This window comes from Siminovitchia thermophila, assembly GCF_016909185.1.
Classification (GTDB): Bacteria; Bacillota; Bacilli; order Bacillales; family Bacillaceae_C; genus Siminovitchia; species Siminovitchia thermophila.
Genome location: NZ_JAFBFH010000034.1, coordinates 1 through 19,021 on the forward strand (window position 1 = coordinate 1; position 19,021 = coordinate 19,021).

The following is a 19,021-nucleotide window of genomic DNA, read 5'->3' on the forward strand; positions in this document are numbered from 1 at the left end:
CATCATGTCCTCCATGTGTTTTTCTTGGTCGAAAACATTGTAACATGGTCATGATGGTGACCTATTCTTTTTACACAATTATATGGACTTTATCTATTCAAAACAGCTCAAATGTTAAAAAATACGCTTTCCTTGACGTTCGTAATGTAAAAGAGTGGGAGCAGGGGCATATATCCGGCGCGCTTCATATTCCACTGGGACAATTGCCAAAACGGCTGAATGAAATTCCGGAAGAGGAGCCGATTGTTGTTTATTGCGCTTCTGGTTTCCGTTCGGCAATAGCCGCCAGTATTTTGCAAGCGCAAGGGATCAAAGATGTCGTTAATTTGTCAGGCGGGTATAACAAGTGGAAACAGGGGGCGGAAGCGTCCGTCTAAGCGGATTTCCGGATCATAAGATCGTTCGCCGGCGTTTTTTGCCGGCTATTTCTGTTTTATGGAAGCATACATGTCGTCTTCATGCACCAAAGAAGGTATAATCAAATAATAGTTTGCGATTTGGTCGAAAAAATGACCGGGAGGTGCTTAAATTGAAGATTTATTCGTTAAATGTAGGCCTGCCCCAGTTGGTCAGTAATCAAAAGGGACAAGTCGTGAAGTCTGGCATTCGAAAAAAGCCGGTCGCCTCCGTCTTCCTTGCAAAAAACGGATTCCAAGGGGATGATGTCGCTGATAAAGCGAATCATGGCGGGGATGATCGGGCGGTTTGTTTTTATCCATATGAACACTATGAAGAATGGAACGATTTGGTTGAAAGAGAGCTTTCCATACCGGCTTTTGGCGAAAACATCACGATTGCCCATTTTCCGGAAACCGAAGCATGTGTGGGAGATGTAATAGAAATTGGCGAAGCGGCTGTCCAAATTACTCATGGCCGCATACCATGTGCCAAAATCGATATTTTTAACCGTGTCAATGGCATGTTTTATAAAGTGATTCAAACAGGAAAAACAGGTTATTTTGCAAGGGTGCTTAAAGAGGGGACAGTTACGGAAAATAGTCCGGTGAAATTGGCTGATCGTCTGGAATCAGCGATGACCGTTGCTCACTTAAACCATTTGTTTTTCTTCGACCGTACTAACAAGCCTGAACTTGAAAGAGCGGTCTCCATCCCCGAACTGGCAGAAGATATGAGATCCAGACTGAAGCAGTTGCTGGATAAAATATGAAAAGTGATCAACAGAAGGAAAAAAGCGCTCTCGTCAACTAATGCCCCTTGACTTTTTTCGTGATAATCATCATAATGAGTTACAAACTATGAACGTTAACGGAGGATCAGTAAGCGGATCTTTCTGTGCAAGAGAGCGAAATTTATAAGCTGGAAGATTTCGTCACAAGAAAACCGCCGAACCTGCCTCCCGAGTCCCGTGCAAACACGGGCGCGTCCTGGCGTTATCAGGGAAAGAGGAGTGCCTGCGGGCACTCAAATAATGGTGGTACCGCGGAAGAAGCTCTTTCGTCCTTATGGAAGGATGGAAGGGCTATTTTATTTTCCATTTATTTACTGAAGGATCATGTACGAGGAGAAGGATCATGAAAAAGAAAAGAATTGTCGTCAAAATAGGGAGTAGCTCCTTGACAAATGACCAAGGGGAAATAGATCAAACAAAGTTTATGGATCATGTGTACGCATTGGCAGCTTTAAAAAAGGCTAAACATGAAGTTATATTGGTTTCTTCGGGGGCGGTGGCGGCAGGTTTTAAAAAGCTAGGATATCCGACCCGCCCTGTTACGGTCAAAGGTCGCCAAGCTGCCGCTGCTGTCGGACAAAGCCTTCTCATCCAATTATATTCAGAAAAATTGAGCGAATTTCACATTGTTCCTGCCCAACTGCTTTTAACGAGGAGCGACTTTGCGGACAGATCGCGGTTTAGAAATGCGTTTGCCACGATTACAGAATTATTGGATCGCGGTTTATTGCCGATTATTAATGAAAACGATACGGTTGCTGTGGATGAATTGACATTCGGGGACAATGACATGCTCTCAAGCCTCGTGAGCGGCTTTATTCATGCGGATATGCTGATTATTTTAACGGACATCAACGGTCTGTATGATTCAAACCCTCAGACGAATCCACACGCCAAAAGATTTGACAGAATCGAGGAAATTACGGATGAACTGCTTGCCTTGGCGAACGGAACGGGTTCGAAGGTCGGAACAGGAGGCATGAAATCAAAGCTGTTGGCGGCAAAAACGGCGTTATCTTTGGGAGTTCCCGTTTTTATCGGCAAAGGGGAAGGAACAGATAAACTGCTTCAGATTTTAAAGGGATGCGGAGACGGAACTTATATTACAAATGAATCGCTCGGCTCTATTAATGCGATTCGCCAGTGGATCGCGCTCCACTCCGAGACTTCCGGAAAAATCTACGTTGATGAAGGGGCGGAGGAAGCCATTTTGTATAGGGGCAGCAGTTTATTGCCCGCAGGCGTAGATCAAGTAAAAGGAACATTTCAAAAAGGGGATGTTGTAGAAGTATTTGGTGTCAGCGGCTTGCTTGGCCGGGGCGAGGTGGAATGTTCCGCGGATGAGTTACGAGATTTTATTCAAAGTAAACGAGCGAATATAAACAAAAGAACATTGATACCGACCGTTGAGGTTATTCATAGAAACCGTTGGGTCAGTGTTTAATCAATTTAAAGGGGGATGAAAAACATGGATATTATGGAACAGGTAACAGCGGGCGAAGTGAAGAGGAAGGGAAAGGCCGCAAAAGCGGCTAGCCTAAAGATGGTGAATTTGTCAACGGCAGAGAAAAACAAAGGTTTGGAGTTGATCGCAGAACAGTTGTTGGCGCAACAAGCCTTGATTTTGACGGAAAATGCCAAAGATTTGCAGTTGGGAAAAGAAAATGGTTTGTCCGATGCCGTGTTGGACAGAATTATGCTGAATGAAAAAAGAATCAATGATATGGCGCATGCTGTAAGGTTGCTTACTGAATTACAAGATCCGATTGGTGAAACATTGGAGACGATTCAAAAAGATAACGGTCTGTCCATCCAGAAAAAACGGGTTCCCATCGGTGTGATCGGCATGGTGTACGAAGCGAGACCCAATGTGACCATCGATGCGGCCACGCTCTCGCTGAAAACTGGAAACGCAGTGATTTTAAGAGGAAGCTCATCTGCCAAATATTCGAATATGGCACTCGTCAAGATCATTCATCAAGCACTTGACAAAAGCAGTATTCCGGCAGACGGGGTGCAATTGATCGAGGATATGAGCAGGGAAACGGCGAGGGAACTTTTTCGGTTGAACGAATATTTGGATGTATTAATTCCCCGTGGAGGTAAAAACCTCATTGAAACAGTCATTCGGGAATCTACCGTGCCAGTCATTGAAACAGGTGCCGGAAATTGTCATATCTATATTGATGAACATGCTGATAAGACAATGGCGGAAAAGATTGTCTTAAATGCAAAATTACAAAGGCCTTCAGTATGTAATGCGGCCGAGTCCATTTTGATACATGAGCATTGGTTGCGGCAAAATGGCAAGGGGATTTTGGAAAAACTTGCTGAACAACAAGTGGAAATCTATGGTGATGAGCAAGTGTGTTCCAGCTTTCCAAGTGCGAAACGCGCCACTGAAGAAGACTGGGCAGCAGAATACTTGGGCCTGCAAGTCAGTGTAAAGACTGTTCAATCCGTAGATGAGGCCATTGCCCATATTAACACATACGGAACAAAACACTCCGAAGCAATTGTGACCAGCAACGAAGCCAATGCCGAGAAATTTTTAAGCAGCGTTGACGCCTCAGCGGTTTACCACAACGCTTCTACCCGTTTTACAGATGGGTTTGAATTTGGTTACGGGGCCGAAATTGGCATCAGCACACAAAAATTGCACGCGCGGGGTCCCATGGGATTAAAAGCCCTCACCTCATCCAAGTTTTATGTTTATGGAGATGGACAAATCCGGGAATAAAATGATTAAATAGAGATAAGCAGATTATGAGAGAAGGAGATAGTATCTTGAAAAGTAATCAAATTACCGTTGAAATTAGCGATAATCGAAAGGAAAAACCCGCCTTTTCGAGCCTTCAATTTGGAAAAACGTTCACGGACCATATGTTTGTCATGGATTATACGGAAGATCAAGGTTGGCATCATCCAAGAATTGTTCCTTACCAACCGATCACGCTCGATCCAGCAGCAACCATCTTTCACTACGGACAAACCGTTTTTGAGGGACTAAAAGCATATTTGTCAGAAAATGAAGAAGTCTTTCTTTTTAGACCAGAAGAAAATATCAAAAGGTTAAATCGGTCATGTGAACGACTCTGTATCCCGCAGGTCGATGAGGAAATTGCCTTGGAAGCTTTACAGAAGCTTGTTGACATTGACCGGGAATGGATTCCGAATGTCGAAGGGATGGCCCTTTATATTCGTCCGTTCATCATTTCTACGGAGCCCAATTTGGACGTGACTCCGTCAAAATCGTATACATTCATGATCATCCTTTCGCCTGTTGGTGCTTTTTACAAAGAGGGGATAAATCCTGTAAAGATAGCGGTTGAGCAAGAGTATGTCCGGGCGGTCAGGGGCGGAACGGGAAATGCCAAAACAGCCGGGAATTATGCCGGAGCCATGCTCGCCCAAAAGCAATCCGGAAAATCCGGCTATTCGCAAGTTTTGTGGCTGGACGGTAAAGAAAATAAATATATCGAAGAAGTCGGCAGCATGAATGTATTTTTCAAAATAAACGGGGAAGTGGTAACCCCGGAACTAAGCGGCAGCATTTTGGAAGGTATTACCAGAAAATCGGTCATCGAATTGCTGAAACATTGGAATGTCCCTGTATCGGAACGAAAAATTTCGATTGACGACATTTATGATGCGTATAAAAACGGACAGCTCGAAGAAGCGTTTGGAACCGGTACTGCAGCCGTTATTTCACCTATTGGCGAGTTATTTTGGAAAAGCGAAAAACTTATCATTAACGATGGAAAAACGGGAGAGTTGGCCAAAAAAATATATGATGCGTTAACCGGCATACAAACAGGTAAGGTCGAAGATCCATTTGGTTGGCGAGTGACAGTTCAATAACGAAAAAATAAAGCCTCTAAAAAGCTGAAATATGTGCTTCGGAGGCTTTTTCCATTCAAGGGAGGCATGTAATTGGAATCGATACCAGACCATATAAAAGAAAATTTGCGAGTGTTGTTTATTGGCTTTAACCCCAGTATTCGCTCCGGTGAGACAGGACACCATTATGCGAATCCGACAAATCGCTTTTGGACCATATTGCAACTGTCGGGGCTTACGGAAAGGAAATACTCGTCTGAAGAAGATTACAAACTTCTTGATTTGGGATATGGCTTGACAAATATTGTGGCAAAACCGACGAAAAATGCCGCGGAACTTACAAAAGCAGAATATGAGGCGGGTAGAAAAGCATTAATTCAAAAAATAAGCCGATATAAGCCGAAGATCGCTTGTTTTGTTGGGAAGGGAGTCTATGAGCAATTCAGCAGGCAAAAGAACATTCCCTGGGGGAAGCAACAGCGTTCGGTTGTCCCTGGAACAATTGATTTTGTCGCGCCTTCTTCGAGTGGCCTAGTCCGCATGAAAATCGTTGAAATAGCCGCAATCTACCGCGAACTAAAAGAACTGCTTTCGCAACTGGAAAAGTAAAAGCTCGGATAGAAGAAATCCGCCAAAAGCCAATAGGCAAACGGCTATAAGATCCACCTACTGGAGAACACCCGCACATATCAAAAAGGTGGAACATGAAGTAGCAAGGCTAAGAGTAGCATAGCCCTTTGTTTTTTATGACTCTTTATATTTCGGCTATGTTAAAATATATCTTAAATAATAAAAGAAATAAGGTGATTGACATGACGACTACAGATAAAAATCGAGAGCTTCCCCCAAAAACATGTACGATTGAAAGACTTGTTACTGTAAAAAGAGATGTTGAAAATGTCATTAAAGGAATCAAAACCGCAACACGAAGAAATGGACGATATGCAGACATTGGCGAAGTGATGGATTTGAATGGATATCAATTTGTCGTTCATAATGTATATTCCCAATCACTGGGAGAGATGAAGGACGAGCATGCGCAACAAGAAGGCTATGAAAGTCTGGAAAAGTATAAAGAAAATATATTGAAGCTGCATCCAGGCATGCCGTGGTCTCCCAAGATGAAAGTGTGGGTACATGAATTTTCACCGTTGCAAAAATAAGCCCTCAATCCAAATGCCGAGATATCCAAGCTGTTGCCAGGCATGCAAGAGTTTATTGCTATGTGATCCATAGGCTCGATGATGAGGTTAATCATGTTCATCGACAAATGAAAGATACAAATCTTAAAGCGCTTTTTTCCAAGCTCAAAGGATTTGGCGGCCAGAATTGTTGCTACTATTGAACTTAACGAAATTGCATTTTATTGAAAAATAATTTGGATGAGTATTTCACAAGGCTGAGATACTCATTTTTTAATCATTCAAATCGCCTATTATGCTTTTAACAAAAATATAGTGGAAAAGCTTCTGAACAAAAGACGATTAACATGGCTCCCGCCATGTAGATAACATACTTGACAACTCATTGTATTGTCGTCTGTTCGGGACTACTTAAACGATAAATTGCTGATGTGGTGGTTTTTGATTATGGGTAAAATTAAAAAAGCCGGAAATAATAATCCCATTCCGAAAAGGAGGAGGTTTTTTTATGAAACGTAAGGCGGGTAGTGAAAAGCAAACAAGCAAACAACCATTTCACCATGACGACGCGACAACAAACACTAAAAGAAAAAACCGCAAGTCTGTCCAATCTGAGAGGATGCGCTACAAAAACGCCGATGATGTATATGAATAAGAAAAGCCGTAAGATTTCCTCGATGTTTCATAATCTTCTTACTTGCTCATAAAATGGACAAGGAAGGAAATTTTTTCGGAGGGGAAACGATGTGGAAGATATAAATGTCCGTTTAAAAGGTAATGACCACTTCTTATGAGACGTCTATTCCTAACATATGCTTGTTTATTTGGCGGCGCTTTTTTGCAAGGGATGTCCATGTCCATCTTTCTTTTTCCACATTCTATTCCTTCCGGAGGGGCAGCCGGCATAGCGTTGTTATTGAATCACTGGTTTGATTTAACACTCGGATTTTCTCTATGGCTCGCCAATGCCGTATTTTTGTTGTTTGCCTTAAATTATACATGGACGTTTCGAACGATCCTTTCTGTTGCCACGACCTCAGCGACCATCAGTGTTTTAACAGCCCAAGTCACTTTTCCCCACGGGCATATTGTAATCGATCTATTAGCTGGCAGCTTGTTTTTTGGATTGGGAGTGGGGCTGCTGATCAGGGCGGGGGCATCGAGCGGAGGAATGGTTATACCGGCACTCATGATTGCCTTTCATAAAAACTGGAGCCCTGGAAAAGTGATGATGTGTATTAATTTGGGCATTTTTTTGCTTACATCGCTCGTGATAGATTATAAGATTGTCATTTTTGCGATTGTCTGTCAATTGATATCCACAAACATCATTGATTTTATATACGGGCTGAACTTTCACAAAATGTTGGCTTTAACCCCCTATTGGAGAAAAAAATAAAAAGCTGGGCTGGAACATGGACACTCGCGTGTAAAAAAGAAGGAGATCTTAAAAGATCCCCAATGTCCGATGATTGAAATTGAGTGTCATAAACTCATTATTATCAAAAGATATTTTGTTCATTTCTTTTATATCTCCGGTATTATAGTACGAAATCAAAGCTCGCGCCCATGAACCGTGGCCAAAAATCAACACGTTTTTTTGATTTTTATATTTTTCCAAACATAATTCAATTCGTTGTTTTAGATCATTCAATGATTCCCCCAATTGAATCTCTTTCGGATTGCTGGTCCATCTATCGCCAAAGGTTTCAAATAATATAGATTTATGCATACCTTCAAATGGACCGAAATCCAATTCATCCAGCAACGGGTCAATGGTGGGGCGATAACCGTATTGCTCGGCTGTTTGAACTGTTCGTTGCAATGTGCTGGCCAGCACTTTACTAAACGGTCCGAGCCGAGAAAGGCTTCTTTGGTTTTTGGCAATTTGTCTTTGTACTTCCCGTGTTACCGGTGCGATGGGTATATCTCGTCTGCCTTGCAGCTTCCCCAGTGTATTCCATTCAGTGGGAAGATGCCTTAAAATGTTAACTTGCATGCACGCTCCTCCACATAAAATGTTTCACAACGCAGCCCGCAGCGTTGCGCCTCCAGAACCAAGACATCCGCAGGTTTCACATTCCCCAAGTTGACATTCGGACCAATTTCATTTATAAAATACATTTGATGCTTGGGCAAGGGAGCTTCAAAAATAATCTTTTTGCTGTCAATTTCTTTTAGCAACTCTTGAATCAAATAAGATTTAATATCCCCGCTTTTTTCGTAAATTCCCGATGTCCCCGAATCCCTTCCTTCTGTAATCACATAGTCGCAGCCTGCCTCTAATAATTGCGCCACTTCCATTTTCCAGTCACATACCGACATTTCTTTATTCGCGTCTTTTGAACCGACTTCGGCAATAATGTGGAATTCTTCTTCCAATTCTTGGATGAGGCGCAGCCTGTCTTGAAGCGGAATATCGATCGTTCCGTTAGATATTTCAATCCAGTGAATACCCAATTCTTTTAAATAAGAAGCATATTCGGGGATTTTATGTTGTACAAAACATTTTTCGAACAATGTCCCTCCACAGTAAACATCGATTTCATATTGTTGATAAAGATTTATTTTTTTCTTGATGTTGGGAGTAATATAGGCCGAGCCGATTGCCAACTTGGCGATATCAATGAATTGTCCGAAATCCGCCAATATGTTTTCCAGTTCTCCAGTGGGTATTCCAAAATCAGCTATGGATGTAATGCCATAGGTTCTTTTTCCTGAAGTTCTTACAGGTAAAGATAGAAACTCCATTGGTAGCGCCTCCTCCGTAATTCTAGGATAGGATATTCAAAATATGGTTGAACGTGTATATCATTATGTGGTGATGGGACATTGGCCGTCTGCATAAAAAGAAAGCGGAAATCAAATAATAACCGGGACAATTTTTTTCGCCAAAGCGAGGGACAATGAAAATGCCTGAGAAAAGAAACAAGGGGTTGACCATCCTTGCCATCAGTTCAATCCCGCTTATTTTAGTCCTAGGGAATTCCATGTTAATACCTATTCTGCCCAAGATGAAAGCAGAACTGGATATTTCACAATTTAAAGTCAGCCTTGTCATTACTGTCTTTTCCATGGCGGCAGCCATCGCGATTCCGGTATTGGGCTATTTATCTGACCGATTCAGCCGAAAAGCCGTTATCATCCCGGCCCTGATCTTATATGGAAGCGGGGGAATTTTAGCCGGTGCCGCATCAGCCTGGTTTTCCAATGCGTACATATGGGTACTGGCGGGCCGGGTAATGCAAGGGGTCGGGGCAGCAGGAACGGCGCCCATTGCGATGGCATTGACGGGAGATCTGTTTAAGGGCGGGGAACAAAGCAAGGTCTTGGGGCTGGTGGAAGCATCCAACGGGTTTGGCAAAGTGATTAGCCCGATTCTTGGCTCTTTGTTGGCACTCATTATTTGGTATGCAGCCTTTTTTGCTTTCCCGATTTTCTGTCTCATTTCCATACTATTAACCATTTTCTTTGTCAAAGAAAAGAAGAAGGAAGAAAAACCCCCTTCAGCAGGAACATATGTGAAGGGATTATTGTCTGTTTTCAAAACGGAAGGGCGCTGGTTGTTTGTTGCTTACTTTGCAGGGGCAGCCTGCCTGTTTACACTATTTGGCATTTTATTTTATATTTCAGATATTCTTGAAAAGGATTATGACATTAACGGCTTGTTAAAAGGCGGGATTTTGGCGATTCCCTTATTGTTTATGACAACAACCTCTTATTTTACGGGAAGCAAAATTGGCAAAAAGATGAAGTTGATGAAGACTCTTATTGTCATCGGCCTTATTTTAATGACCGCTTCTTTTTCTACACTGATTTTTTTTAAAAGCTTGATTCCCTTTTTCTCTATTCTCGTGTTTAGCAGTATCGGAACCGGACTTGTCCTTCCCTGCATCAACAGCTTTATTACCGGATCGGTGTCAGCCAATCGGAGAGGGTTTGTCACGTCATTGTATGGCTCAGTCAGATTTTTGGGCGTGGCGGTCGGACCTCCCGTGTACAGTGCCTTAATGGATTGGTCACGGACGGGAATGTTTTTAACAACGGCTGGTTTAACGCTATTTGCGGCCATACTTTGCCTGTTTTTCATCAGAGTGGGGAAAAAAGAGACTTCCAACAAACGGGATACGCTGTTTGAACAATTAAAGTTTACGTAAAGGAGTATGTATGCCAGATGGAAATTTATTTTTCACCGGAGATTATGACACCCCATTTTCAAGTGTTAAATGTTGTGGATTCAAAAGAACGCGCCGTCGGAAATGTTGCTTTTTTATTTGCTGAAAAAAAAAATGTACGTATACGGCATTCTGGAGGAAGAAGGTGTGGAAGCAGACTTTAAAGATTTGCTTACACCGTATCTAAAAGGCATGATGAAAGCACAAGAAGGATTGGATCTGTTTTCCTGCATTTATGTTGGATGTAAAAAAGTGAAAATGAACGAAGAAGGCGCAGAAGGGGATAACGGACAGTGAATACATTCATAGAGGCCAAAAAAAGCCTCTTTTTTTGTTTGTCATTTGCAGAAGGATAAAGGACAACATTCGAAAAGCATATGATGTAAATAGGATGTCGTTAGACAGGGAAATCGTCTGGAGGTGATATGAACAATGACCGATCTGGCAAGCCGCATCCAATCTCTGTATGAACAAGTGGTGACCGAAGTGGAACGTGCTGTTGCCCAGTATCCGGTACGCCAAGGTGAAAAAAGCAGGAACAACTTATTGGCATACCATGCTCTTCAAAAGCATCCGATCAATGATTTGGAAATGCTTTTAAAGGAGCGTGGACTTTCATCTGTTCGGGAGTCACTGCCTCATATCATGTATACGTTACAAAAAATAATGGAAAATCTGGGCGTGCATTTTTTACCTCCATCTCATCTTTCGGCTTTGTCACCGTTTGAGGCCAGACTGATTTCCCGGATCAGAACCGATCTCGCCCTTGGGAATATTGTCGGCGGCCGCCATACAAGAATTATGGTGACCCTTGATTCGCGAATGCTTGATCAACCATCCATAATGGACCATTTATTAATCAATGGAATGGAAATTGCCCGGATTAATTGTGCCCATGATCATCCGGACATTTGGGAGTCGCTCATACAAATGGTTCGGGAATCTGAACAAAGGCTTCACATTCCATGCAAAATATATATGGACTTAGCAGGGCCCAAAGTGAGACTGGGAGCTTTTCATAAAGAAAAAAAGCCATTAAAAATACAGGTTCCTACAGACCTATCTGGAAAATGGAAGGAAGTTTCTGGTTTTCTTGATCTATCCGCCCCGGAATCGAAGGTGATGAAAGGAATAGATGGCCAAAATACTTTCGTGTTGGCTGTAAGAAATAAGGATATGTTCAAAGAAGCGCAAAAGGGAGATGACATTTTTTTTCGTGATGTTAAAAATCGGCCGCGAACACTCAAAATTGATGAATGTGTCAGTCACAGCCGCATGAAAGTTACGGTGGATCAAACATCACTGATTGATGAACATGTTGTTTTTCAACATAAAGCAGGCAAGTTTTCGATTCATTCCATTAATCCCAGTCCTGTTGACATAAAAGTAAAAAGAGGAGACATATTGCGATTGTATCTAAATGAGGCACGTCCTGGACACGCGGCAACCGAACATGAACCCGCCGGCGTTCCCGTCACATTGCCAAAAGCGTTCCAAAATGTGCTGCCCGATGACCGAATTTTTATTGATGATGGCAAAATCAACGGTATTGTCCATCAAGTACAAAAAGATTTTATTGATGTGAAAATTCATTTTCCGACGATTGGCTATGCGAAAGTAAAAGAGGGGAAAGGGATTAATTTGCCGGATTCACTGGTGGATTTGAATGTGCCGGCCATTACGGAAAAAGACTTTCAAGATTTGCCGTTTATTGCCAAACACGCCGATATGGTTGGTATATCGTTTGTTCATCGACCCAATGACTTAATCAAACTTCGCAAGGAACTTGAACATCTTTCCGCGGACAACATAACAGTCATTGCAAAAATCGAAACAAAATCAGCTTTTCAGCACCTTGCCCGGATTATGATCGAAGGGTTAAACTTCCAGCGTTTCGCTGTAATGATCGCCAGGGGCGACTTGGTGATTGAAACCGGGCCCGAACATTTATCTCATATACAGGATGAAATTTTGGCGATGTGTACTGCCGCGCATATTCCGGTGATATGGGCTACAGGAATCTTGGAACGATTGACGAAGAAGGGCATCCCGGCCCGTTCGGAAATAACAGACGCTTCTTACGGAAAGCGGGCGGATGCAGTGATGTTAAATAAAGGCCCCTATATTATACAATCGGTCAAATTGCTTGATCGGTTGTTGCAATCGGGCGATGAATTCATTTCAGGAAGCCCATACCGTCAGGCATGGCACCAGCCGGGGCTTTTTATTCCCTCATTTCGGAAAAAGCTGCCTGTTCGGCAACATATGTAAAACGGCCACATTGTTCTCGGTGTGGCTTCCAACTACCACAAGGTAAAAACGCTTGTATGTAATGCGTGTTCAAGACCTGACCGGCTTAAAACGAGGCCGGCATATGTGTAACTCCGTTTCCCCTTGGAACAAGCTTCATCACTTCTGGCATCGGTCATTTGTGGAACGACTTTAGGATTGACAAATGAAACCGCTTCGAATTTTTGATTCCAGCATTGATTAGTGTAGAAATGAACTGAACTTCTTGCTTGGTTTTTTGAATGCCATCATGAGGTCCAACTTCACAAATTCGAATCATATAAACGTTCCTTTCACTTTTCCATTGAATTATTTTCCAAAAAGGTCAACACATGATCGCGCGCCCCGTAAACATGCTCCTGCATGGCGGATTTTGCCCTTTCAAATTCCTGGTTTCGAATGGCTTCCATAATGGTGTTATGGACTTCATACGAACGGTATAGTTGACGGTCATGATACGAGTAGAAAGAGCGGAAAACGAGTGGGACGACAACGACTTTTGCCAAGTGAAAACCCAAGTGTTCATTTTTCGCCGCTGATAGGATGGCTTGATGAAATTGTTTATTAGCTTGAACAATTTTCTTAATGCTGGAAATATCCGCCTCTGTATATTGGTCAATTGCTTTTTTGTATAAAGAATTGGATTCTTTCATTTTCCATAAATCTTCATCTGAACGGTAGAATGCGGCTTCGCTCGCAACATAGCTTTCCAAAAGAGCCCGTAAATCATAGATTTGGCGAATATCATCTTTGGTAAATGTTCGAACAATGACACCACGTTTGAGAGGGGTGACTAAACCATCATTTTCCAATTTTTTAATGGCTTCACGAATAGGAGTCCGGCTGACATGATATTCTTCGGCCAATGCCTCCTCGGTTAATCTTTTACCCGGTTCAAACCTGCCCGTTATAATGGCATCTTTTATTAGGTTGTAAGGTTCCATTCCGACACCTCGCCATTGCTGTAGATAAACCTTATTGTATACAATGAGAAAACAGACATCAAATTTTAATGGTAAACACTTCTCATTTTTAACGAAATAAAACAGTTGTGATGATTATATAAGCTGTTTATCTGAAAATTTACATATTACAAAAAATAGCATTGCTGGTTTGTATACAAACTGCTATGATAAGTGAAATAGAGAATAAGTAGTGCAGCAATCCTGTTACGCCCCGAAAGACCCCGGATGTTCATGACAAGCAGAAATGTGTCGATACCGCTGTGTTTAACGAGCATCAAACATGATAAAAATGGAGGTTTATGAAATGAAGAGTGAAGATAGGTTGCCTTTGGAAGGGATACGGGTACTAGAATTGGGGACACTGCTTGCCGGTCCGTTTACAGGCCGGTTACTCGGAGATTTTGGTGCAGAAGTAGTCAAAATCGAAGCTCCAGACAAAGAAGATCCGATGAGAATATGGGGAAAACAAAAAGATGGACACGGATTATGGTGGCCGATTCAATCACGAAATAAAAAATCAATTACACTCAATTTAAGGGTTGAAGAGGGACAAGAAATCTTTAAAGAACTAGTGGAAAAGTCGGATATTATCATTGAAAATTTTCGGCCTGGAACGATGGAAAGATGGAATTTATCATATGAGGTTTTATCCGAAATCAATCCAGGAATTATTATGGCTCGCACATCCGGATTCGGACAAACGGGTCCTTATAAGGGTCGGGCGGGGTTTGGAAGCGTGGGTGAGGCGATGGGCGGGCTTCGCTATGTAACAGGCTTTCCTGATCGGCCGCCTACAAGAGTGGGGATTTCTATAGGTGACACACTGGCGGCATTATATGCCACAATCGGAAGTCTGATCGCCCTGCAAGAACGACAGCGTTCCGGGAAAGGACAAGTTGTGGACACGGCTTTGTATGAAGCTGTTTTTTCTGTAATGGAAAGTGTAATTCCGGACTATTTGCTGGCTGGCCATGTTCGTGAACGCACGGGAAATATTTTACCCGGCATTGCGCCCTCCAATATTTATGCGACGAAAGACGGAACGTATATTGTCATGGGCGCGAATGCGGATGGGGTATTTCGCAGGCTTGCCGAAGCAATGGGAACTCCGGAACTGGCCGCGGACTCAAAATTTGCGACACATGCTGCGCGCGGACAAAATATGAAAGAACTCGATTTTAGGATTGAACAGTGGACAAAAACAATGTCGGCAAGTGAAGCTCTTGAAATATTGGCTGAAAAGGGTGTGCCTTCCGGATTGATTTATTCGGCAAAAGACATAGTGCAAGATCCGCAATATAAGGCGAGAGAAATGATCATTGATGTGGACCACCCGGTGCTGGGAAAGTTTCCTATGCCGGGGATCGTCCCAAAGCTTGGAAGAACTCCGGGGAAGGTGAAACATCCCGGCTCTGAAGTGAGGGGCAAGCATAATCAAGAAATATACAAGGGTTTACTTGATTATAGTGAGGAAAAACTTCACGAATTAATGAAAAAAACAATTATATAATGGTCTGTCATTGGCTAAGGAGGGAGGGGGAAAATCGCTTTAATTTTTAAGTCTGTCATATAGGGTTGTAATAGAAAAGAAAGGGGATAGATATGAGAAAAGTCCAAATCAAAGAACCCATCAAAAAAAAGTGGATTTGGATTGTGCTGGTGCTGATCTTGCTTGGGGGTGTGCCGTGGTATTTGCCGACTGGCTCCATTGAACCGTTTATTCTTGGTTTTCCTTTTTGGGCATTTATTTCCGCAGTCTTTGCGATCATTCTATCTTTTTATTTAAGCTGGCTATGTTTGAATGAATGGCATATTGTCGAAGACATCGAAGAAAAGGAAAAGGAGTTGAAGGAATGAGTCTTACGTTTTCCGGTACGGATGGCATTATTATTCTTGTTGTTTACGCACTTATTATGTTGCTGATCGGATATTGGTCAGGACGTGGAGAAAAGGATTTACATAATAGTTTAAGCGGTTACTATTTGGCTGGAAAAAATCTTGGGATTATAGCCCTTTTCTTCACCCTTTATGCCACACAATACAGTGGGAATACGGTGGTTGGTTATGCCCCAACTGCGTACCGGACAGGGTTTTCATGGCTACAATCGGTGCCGTTCATGACGATTATTATCGGGGTGTACTTGCTTTTCGCACCAAGGCTGTATGTGATTTCAAAAAGAGAGAACTTTGTTACTCCTACGGATTGGATCGATTATCGCTTTCGATCGAAAGCGGTTACATTGTTAAGCATTTTTCTCATGCTTTGGGGACTGGGAAATTATTTGCTTGAGCAACTGGTGGCCATTGGACAAGCGGTGTCGGGGCTGACAGGGGGAACCATACCGTATCAAATTGCCGTCGTTGCTTTCGTTTTCGTCATGTTAACTTACGAGTGGCTAGGAGGAATGAAAGCGGTCGCGTTCACGGATGTGATGCAAGGTATCGTCTTAATGGCAGGTATTATCACTTTACTTGCAGGGTCACTGTATTTAGTCGGCGGTGATTTTGTCAGCACGACTAAAATGATCGCAGAAACGGAACCGGCCAAAGTTGGTGTTCCCGACATGATGACATTGATAAATTGGTTTAGTATGTTTCTGTTGATTGGATTTGGAGCGGCGATTTATCCCCATGCGGTTCAGCGAATTTATTCCGCGGAAAGTGAACGCACTTTAAAGCGTTCTTTTGCGCGAATGGCTTGGATGCCTCCGATTACGACCGGCTTGGTCTTTATTGTTGGAATTATAGGAATTGCCCTCTTTCCAGGGCTTGACAGAGATGGATCCGAGCAGTTAATCGGGATGATAGCCAATGAAGTTGCCGCCATAAATGGGTTATATTATTGGTTGATGGTTCTCTTTTTTGGCGGGATTGTTGCTGCGATTGTTTCAACCGCAGACTCGGTATTATTAAGCTTTTCTTCGCTTATTTCAAATGACATATATGGAAAACTCATTAACAACCAGGCATCTGAACGGAAAAAAGTACTGGTCGGAAAAATTGTTGGAATTATTGTAATTGTGGTCTTGCTTTGGATTGCATGGTATCCGCCAGCTACACTGTATGAGATTTTTGTGTTAAAATTTGAATTATTAGTTCAAGTTGCTCCGGCGTTTATCCTTGGCATTTATTGGAAACGAATGTCGGCCATGCCAGTTTTTTGGGGGATGCTGATCGGTGCCCTCGTTGCGGGCTTGATGACATTTACAGGACACAAAACGTTTATGGGCGTTCATGGCGGTGTGATTGGTCTGGCTATTAACTTTTTCATTGCGGTGATTGGCTCGTATATCGTTCCGCCAACGGCTGCAAAGCAAAAGAAGGTGGAAAATATGACATCACTTCACGTGAAATCTTCATGATCATAACTTATAAGTAAAAGAGATGAAACCTAATAATGAACATTTCGAGTTTTTCACAACAGTCAAATTACACATTGGAACCTTGGCGGATGCTCGGCTGGCTTTTTGCTGCACAGGTACTCGTTGCTTTCGTTGGAAGAAGTGTATCACCGCTGGGTGTGTTGATCGGCGAAGATTTATCACTTACGAAAGCGCAAATCGGGATGTTGCCCGCTGCTCTTTTTTTCGGACAAATGGCCGCCGCTATACCGGCCGGAATTGTGGCGGATCGCATTGATTCCCGCAAACTGCTGTTAATGTTGAGTCTTTGTCTGGGATGCGGATTTTTGCTTACAACCTTTACGTCTTCTTTTGTTTTGATCCTTCTATTAATTGCTTTGGGAGGCGTGGGATACGGCACAATCCATCCCACGTCAAATAAGGGAATTATTTATTGGTTTGATTCCAAAAAACGCGGCACGGCAATGGGCATTAAGCAAATGGGGGTAACGGCCGGCTCTGCGCTGGCGGCACTCGTTCTTTTGCCCATTGCGGGCACGTGGGGCTGGCGGACTGCCATCATTGGCGCAGCGGTTTTATTAATCTTCGTTGGCGTATTGTCGTTTCGTTTTTATCATGAACCGCCGAGCGTTGCGGAAAGAAACGGTTCGATGAACCGCGGCCATTTTTTATCCTCCCTTTTAAACATGTTTAAACATAAACCGCTATTGCTTGTCAGCCTGGGGGCTACTGGCTTGAATGGAAGCCAACTCATGTTAAATACATACATCGTCCTGTTCGCCTATCAAAAGCTTGGTATCAGCCTGTTTCTTTCCGGACTTCTGCTTGTCATTTCAGATGTGAGTGGTTCATTCGGGAGAATTGGGTGGGGGATCATTAGCGACCGATTATTTTATGGGAGAAGAATTATTATTTTGATGATCATTGCCTTGTTAACAGGTTGCGTTTCTCTGCTTGTGGCTTTCCTTCCCGCTGACACTCCTTTTTGGGTAATGGTTCCCGTTACGATAATGTTTGGCTTCTGTACATCAGGCTTTAACGGAATTTGGATGAATGCCGCAACTGAGCTTGTACCGAGGGAGCAAGCAGGTGCAGCCAGTGGCTTCAGCATTATGATTGGTTCATGGGGAACGGTCATAGGGCCGCCGCTTTTTGGTTTTATCGTTGATCAATCTGGAACGTTTTCGGCAGGATGGATCTTCCTTTCCTCCATCATGGTGTTTGTGTTTTTCACCCTGCTCTCTGCTAACATGCTAGTAAAAAAACACGGGATTAGTAGACAATAGTCCTGAACATAGATTTTAACGACGACGAATAATGAAAGCAACGTGCACAGAGCGTCTTCCAGTATCTGCGTCATATCGGCTCCCCAATGCGATGGGAACTATATTCGAAAAGCATTGACAAGCCATCTGCGGCAAGCCAGGGATAATGTAGCGCCATCAGATGTTGGAATGCTCCATGCGGATGGATCCCTGCTAGGAAAATGGCAGAAAGCAAGAATTTAACTGCCGTTGTCAGAACAGCTGCCTTTTACACGAGCTTAATAGATTGATAGCGGTTGCCATTTTCCTTTGCAAGCATAGCAGTCCGTATATTTGAGTCGCTTTAGAGAATCTTGCTTCATGATGTAAAATGACAAGGAAGACACAGATGTGAATGACATGACCGGAAAGTTGGGGAAAAGCCGCTTCATCAAGAAGCGCTTTTTTAATGGAGAGATTTTGCCCAAAAGGAGTTTTGGCGGAAAGTAAGAAAGACTCCCCATCATCGCTTGGAACAAGTGCCAGTGGTCTTTTAGGTGAACGGAACAGGGCTATAGATCAACACGATGGGGGCCGTCCAAAAAGTAACATTGCAGCTTGAAAACTAAAAAAAACAAACCCAAGATTCCCGTAAAATCAACATTCTTGGGTTTTACATTTTAATGCATTTGCTCTAATCTAAATTGGTCTTTTTAGACAGCCCCATCGTAGCTTGTGCACAACCAATGTGTCAACAAAAGCCAACTCAAAGATCACCAGGTTACCATAATTATTTTATGTAAACTAAAAAATGA

19 protein-coding genes are annotated in these 19,021 nt (G+C 42.8%); 16 read left to right on the forward strand and 3 right to left on the reverse strand.

What is annotated here, in order from left to right:
- The 9 genes from JOC94_RS18440 to JOC94_RS18480 form a co-directional block, all read left to right on the forward strand.
- Positions 1-377: rhodanese-like domain-containing protein (locus JOC94_RS18440; protein WP_205180079.1), on the forward strand; the 377-nt coding region annotated here is incomplete at its 5' end.
- Between the two features lie 152 nt (positions 378-529).
- Positions 530-1,168: an MOSC domain-containing protein gene (locus JOC94_RS18445; protein ID WP_171974008.1), complete on the forward strand. Its 639-nt coding sequence runs from the start codon at positions 530-532 to the stop codon at positions 1,166-1,168.
- Positions 1,169-1,532: 364 nt separating this feature from the next.
- A complete protein-coding gene (gene proB / locus JOC94_RS18450; protein WP_077113484.1) occupies positions 1,533-2,633 on the forward strand; it encodes a glutamate 5-kinase in 1,101 nt (366 codons plus the stop codon).
- Positions 2,634-2,657: 24 nt separating this feature from the next.
- A complete protein-coding gene (locus tag JOC94_RS18455) occupies positions 2,658-3,929 on the forward strand; it encodes a glutamate-5-semialdehyde dehydrogenase (RefSeq protein WP_083717681.1) in 1,272 nt (423 codons plus the stop codon).
- A 26-nt stretch (positions 3,930-3,955) separates the two neighbouring features.
- Positions 3,956-5,050, forward strand: a complete 1,095-nt coding sequence (locus JOC94_RS18460) for a branched-chain amino acid aminotransferase (protein ID WP_408021935.1) — start codon at positions 3,956-3,958, stop codon at positions 5,048-5,050.
- Between the two features lie 72 nt (positions 5,051-5,122).
- Positions 5,123-5,638 carry a G/U mismatch-specific DNA glycosylase gene (gene mug, locus JOC94_RS18465; protein WP_077113482.1) on the forward strand — a complete coding sequence of 172 codons (516 nt, stop codon included), beginning with the start codon at positions 5,123-5,125 and terminating at the stop codon, positions 5,636-5,638.
- 203 nt (positions 5,639-5,841) lie between these two features.
- A complete protein-coding gene (locus JOC94_RS18470; protein ID WP_077113529.1) occupies positions 5,842-6,192 on the forward strand; it encodes an ASCH domain-containing protein in 351 nt (116 codons plus the stop codon).
- A 487-nt stretch (positions 6,193-6,679) separates the two neighbouring features.
- The gene (locus tag JOC94_RS18475) at positions 6,680-6,826 is read left to right on the forward strand and encodes a hypothetical protein (RefSeq protein WP_171974007.1); all 147 of its coding nucleotides are present in this window, start codon (positions 6,680-6,682) and stop codon (positions 6,824-6,826) included.
- A 135-nt stretch (positions 6,827-6,961) separates the two neighbouring features.
- Complete coding sequence (locus tag JOC94_RS18480; RefSeq protein WP_205180080.1) at positions 6,962-7,570, forward strand: YitT family protein; 609 nt, start codon at positions 6,962-6,964, stop codon at positions 7,568-7,570.
- A 48-nt stretch (positions 7,571-7,618) separates the two neighbouring features.
- On the opposite strand, the gene JOC94_RS18485 is transcribed toward JOC94_RS18480, so the two are convergent.
- Both JOC94_RS18485 and JOC94_RS18490 read right to left on the reverse strand, forming a co-directional pair.
- A complete protein-coding gene (locus tag JOC94_RS18485; protein ID WP_077113480.1) occupies positions 7,619-8,170 on the reverse strand; it encodes a histidine phosphatase family protein in 552 nt (183 codons plus the stop codon).
- Positions 8,152-8,922, reverse strand: a complete 771-nt coding sequence (locus JOC94_RS18490) for a phosphosulfolactate synthase (RefSeq protein WP_077113479.1) — start codon at positions 8,920-8,922, stop codon at positions 8,152-8,154. The genes JOC94_RS18485 and JOC94_RS18490 overlap by 19 nt, the downstream gene beginning before the upstream one ends.
- A 161-nt stretch (positions 8,923-9,083) precedes the next feature.
- On the opposite strand from JOC94_RS18490, the gene JOC94_RS18495 reads away from it, so the two are divergent.
- The 3 genes from JOC94_RS18495 (at position 9,084) to JOC94_RS18505 (ending at position 12,617) form a co-directional block, all read left to right on the forward strand.
- Entirely contained in the window at positions 9,084-10,328 is a 1,245-nt protein-coding gene (locus JOC94_RS18495; RefSeq protein ID WP_077113478.1) for an MFS transporter, read from the forward strand.
- 69 nt (positions 10,329-10,397) lie between these two features.
- Entirely contained in the window at positions 10,398-10,643 is a 246-nt protein-coding gene (locus JOC94_RS18500) for a hypothetical protein (RefSeq protein ID WP_236017152.1), read from the forward strand.
- A 135-nt stretch (positions 10,644-10,778) separates the two neighbouring features.
- On the forward strand, positions 10,779-12,617 hold the full coding sequence (locus tag JOC94_RS18505; RefSeq protein WP_077113477.1) for a pyruvate kinase: 1,839 nt from the start codon (positions 10,779-10,781) through the stop codon (positions 12,615-12,617).
- Positions 12,618-12,928: 311 nt separating this feature from the next.
- Here JOC94_RS18505 and JOC94_RS18510 read toward each other — a convergent pair whose 3' ends face one another.
- Complete coding sequence (locus JOC94_RS18510) at positions 12,929-13,579, reverse strand: GntR family transcriptional regulator (RefSeq protein ID WP_077113476.1); 651 nt, start codon at positions 13,577-13,579, stop codon at positions 12,929-12,931.
- A 325-nt stretch (positions 13,580-13,904) separates the two neighbouring features.
- Between JOC94_RS18510 and JOC94_RS18515 the strand changes: the two genes are divergently transcribed.
- The 4 genes from JOC94_RS18515 (at position 13,905) to JOC94_RS18530 (ending at position 18,248) form a co-directional block, all read left to right on the forward strand.
- Positions 13,905-15,110, forward strand: a complete 1,206-nt coding sequence (locus JOC94_RS18515; protein WP_077113475.1) for a CaiB/BaiF CoA transferase family protein — start codon at positions 13,905-13,907, stop codon at positions 15,108-15,110.
- Positions 15,111-15,202: 92 nt separating this feature from the next.
- Complete coding sequence (locus tag JOC94_RS18520) at positions 15,203-15,457, forward strand: hypothetical protein (protein ID WP_077113474.1); 255 nt, start codon at positions 15,203-15,205, stop codon at positions 15,455-15,457.
- Positions 15,454-16,962, forward strand: coding sequence for a sodium:solute symporter family protein (locus JOC94_RS18525; protein ID WP_077113473.1), 1,509 nt, complete (start codon positions 15,454-15,456; stop codon positions 16,960-16,962). The genes JOC94_RS18520 and JOC94_RS18525 overlap by 4 nt, the downstream gene beginning before the upstream one ends.
- A gap of 35 nt (positions 16,963-16,997) precedes the next feature.
- Positions 16,998-18,248 (forward strand): MFS transporter, encoded by a 1,251-nt coding sequence (locus tag JOC94_RS18530; RefSeq protein WP_077113472.1) that lies wholly within the window; start codon positions 16,998-17,000, stop codon positions 18,246-18,248.
- Positions 18,249-19,021 lie beyond the last annotated feature (773 nt).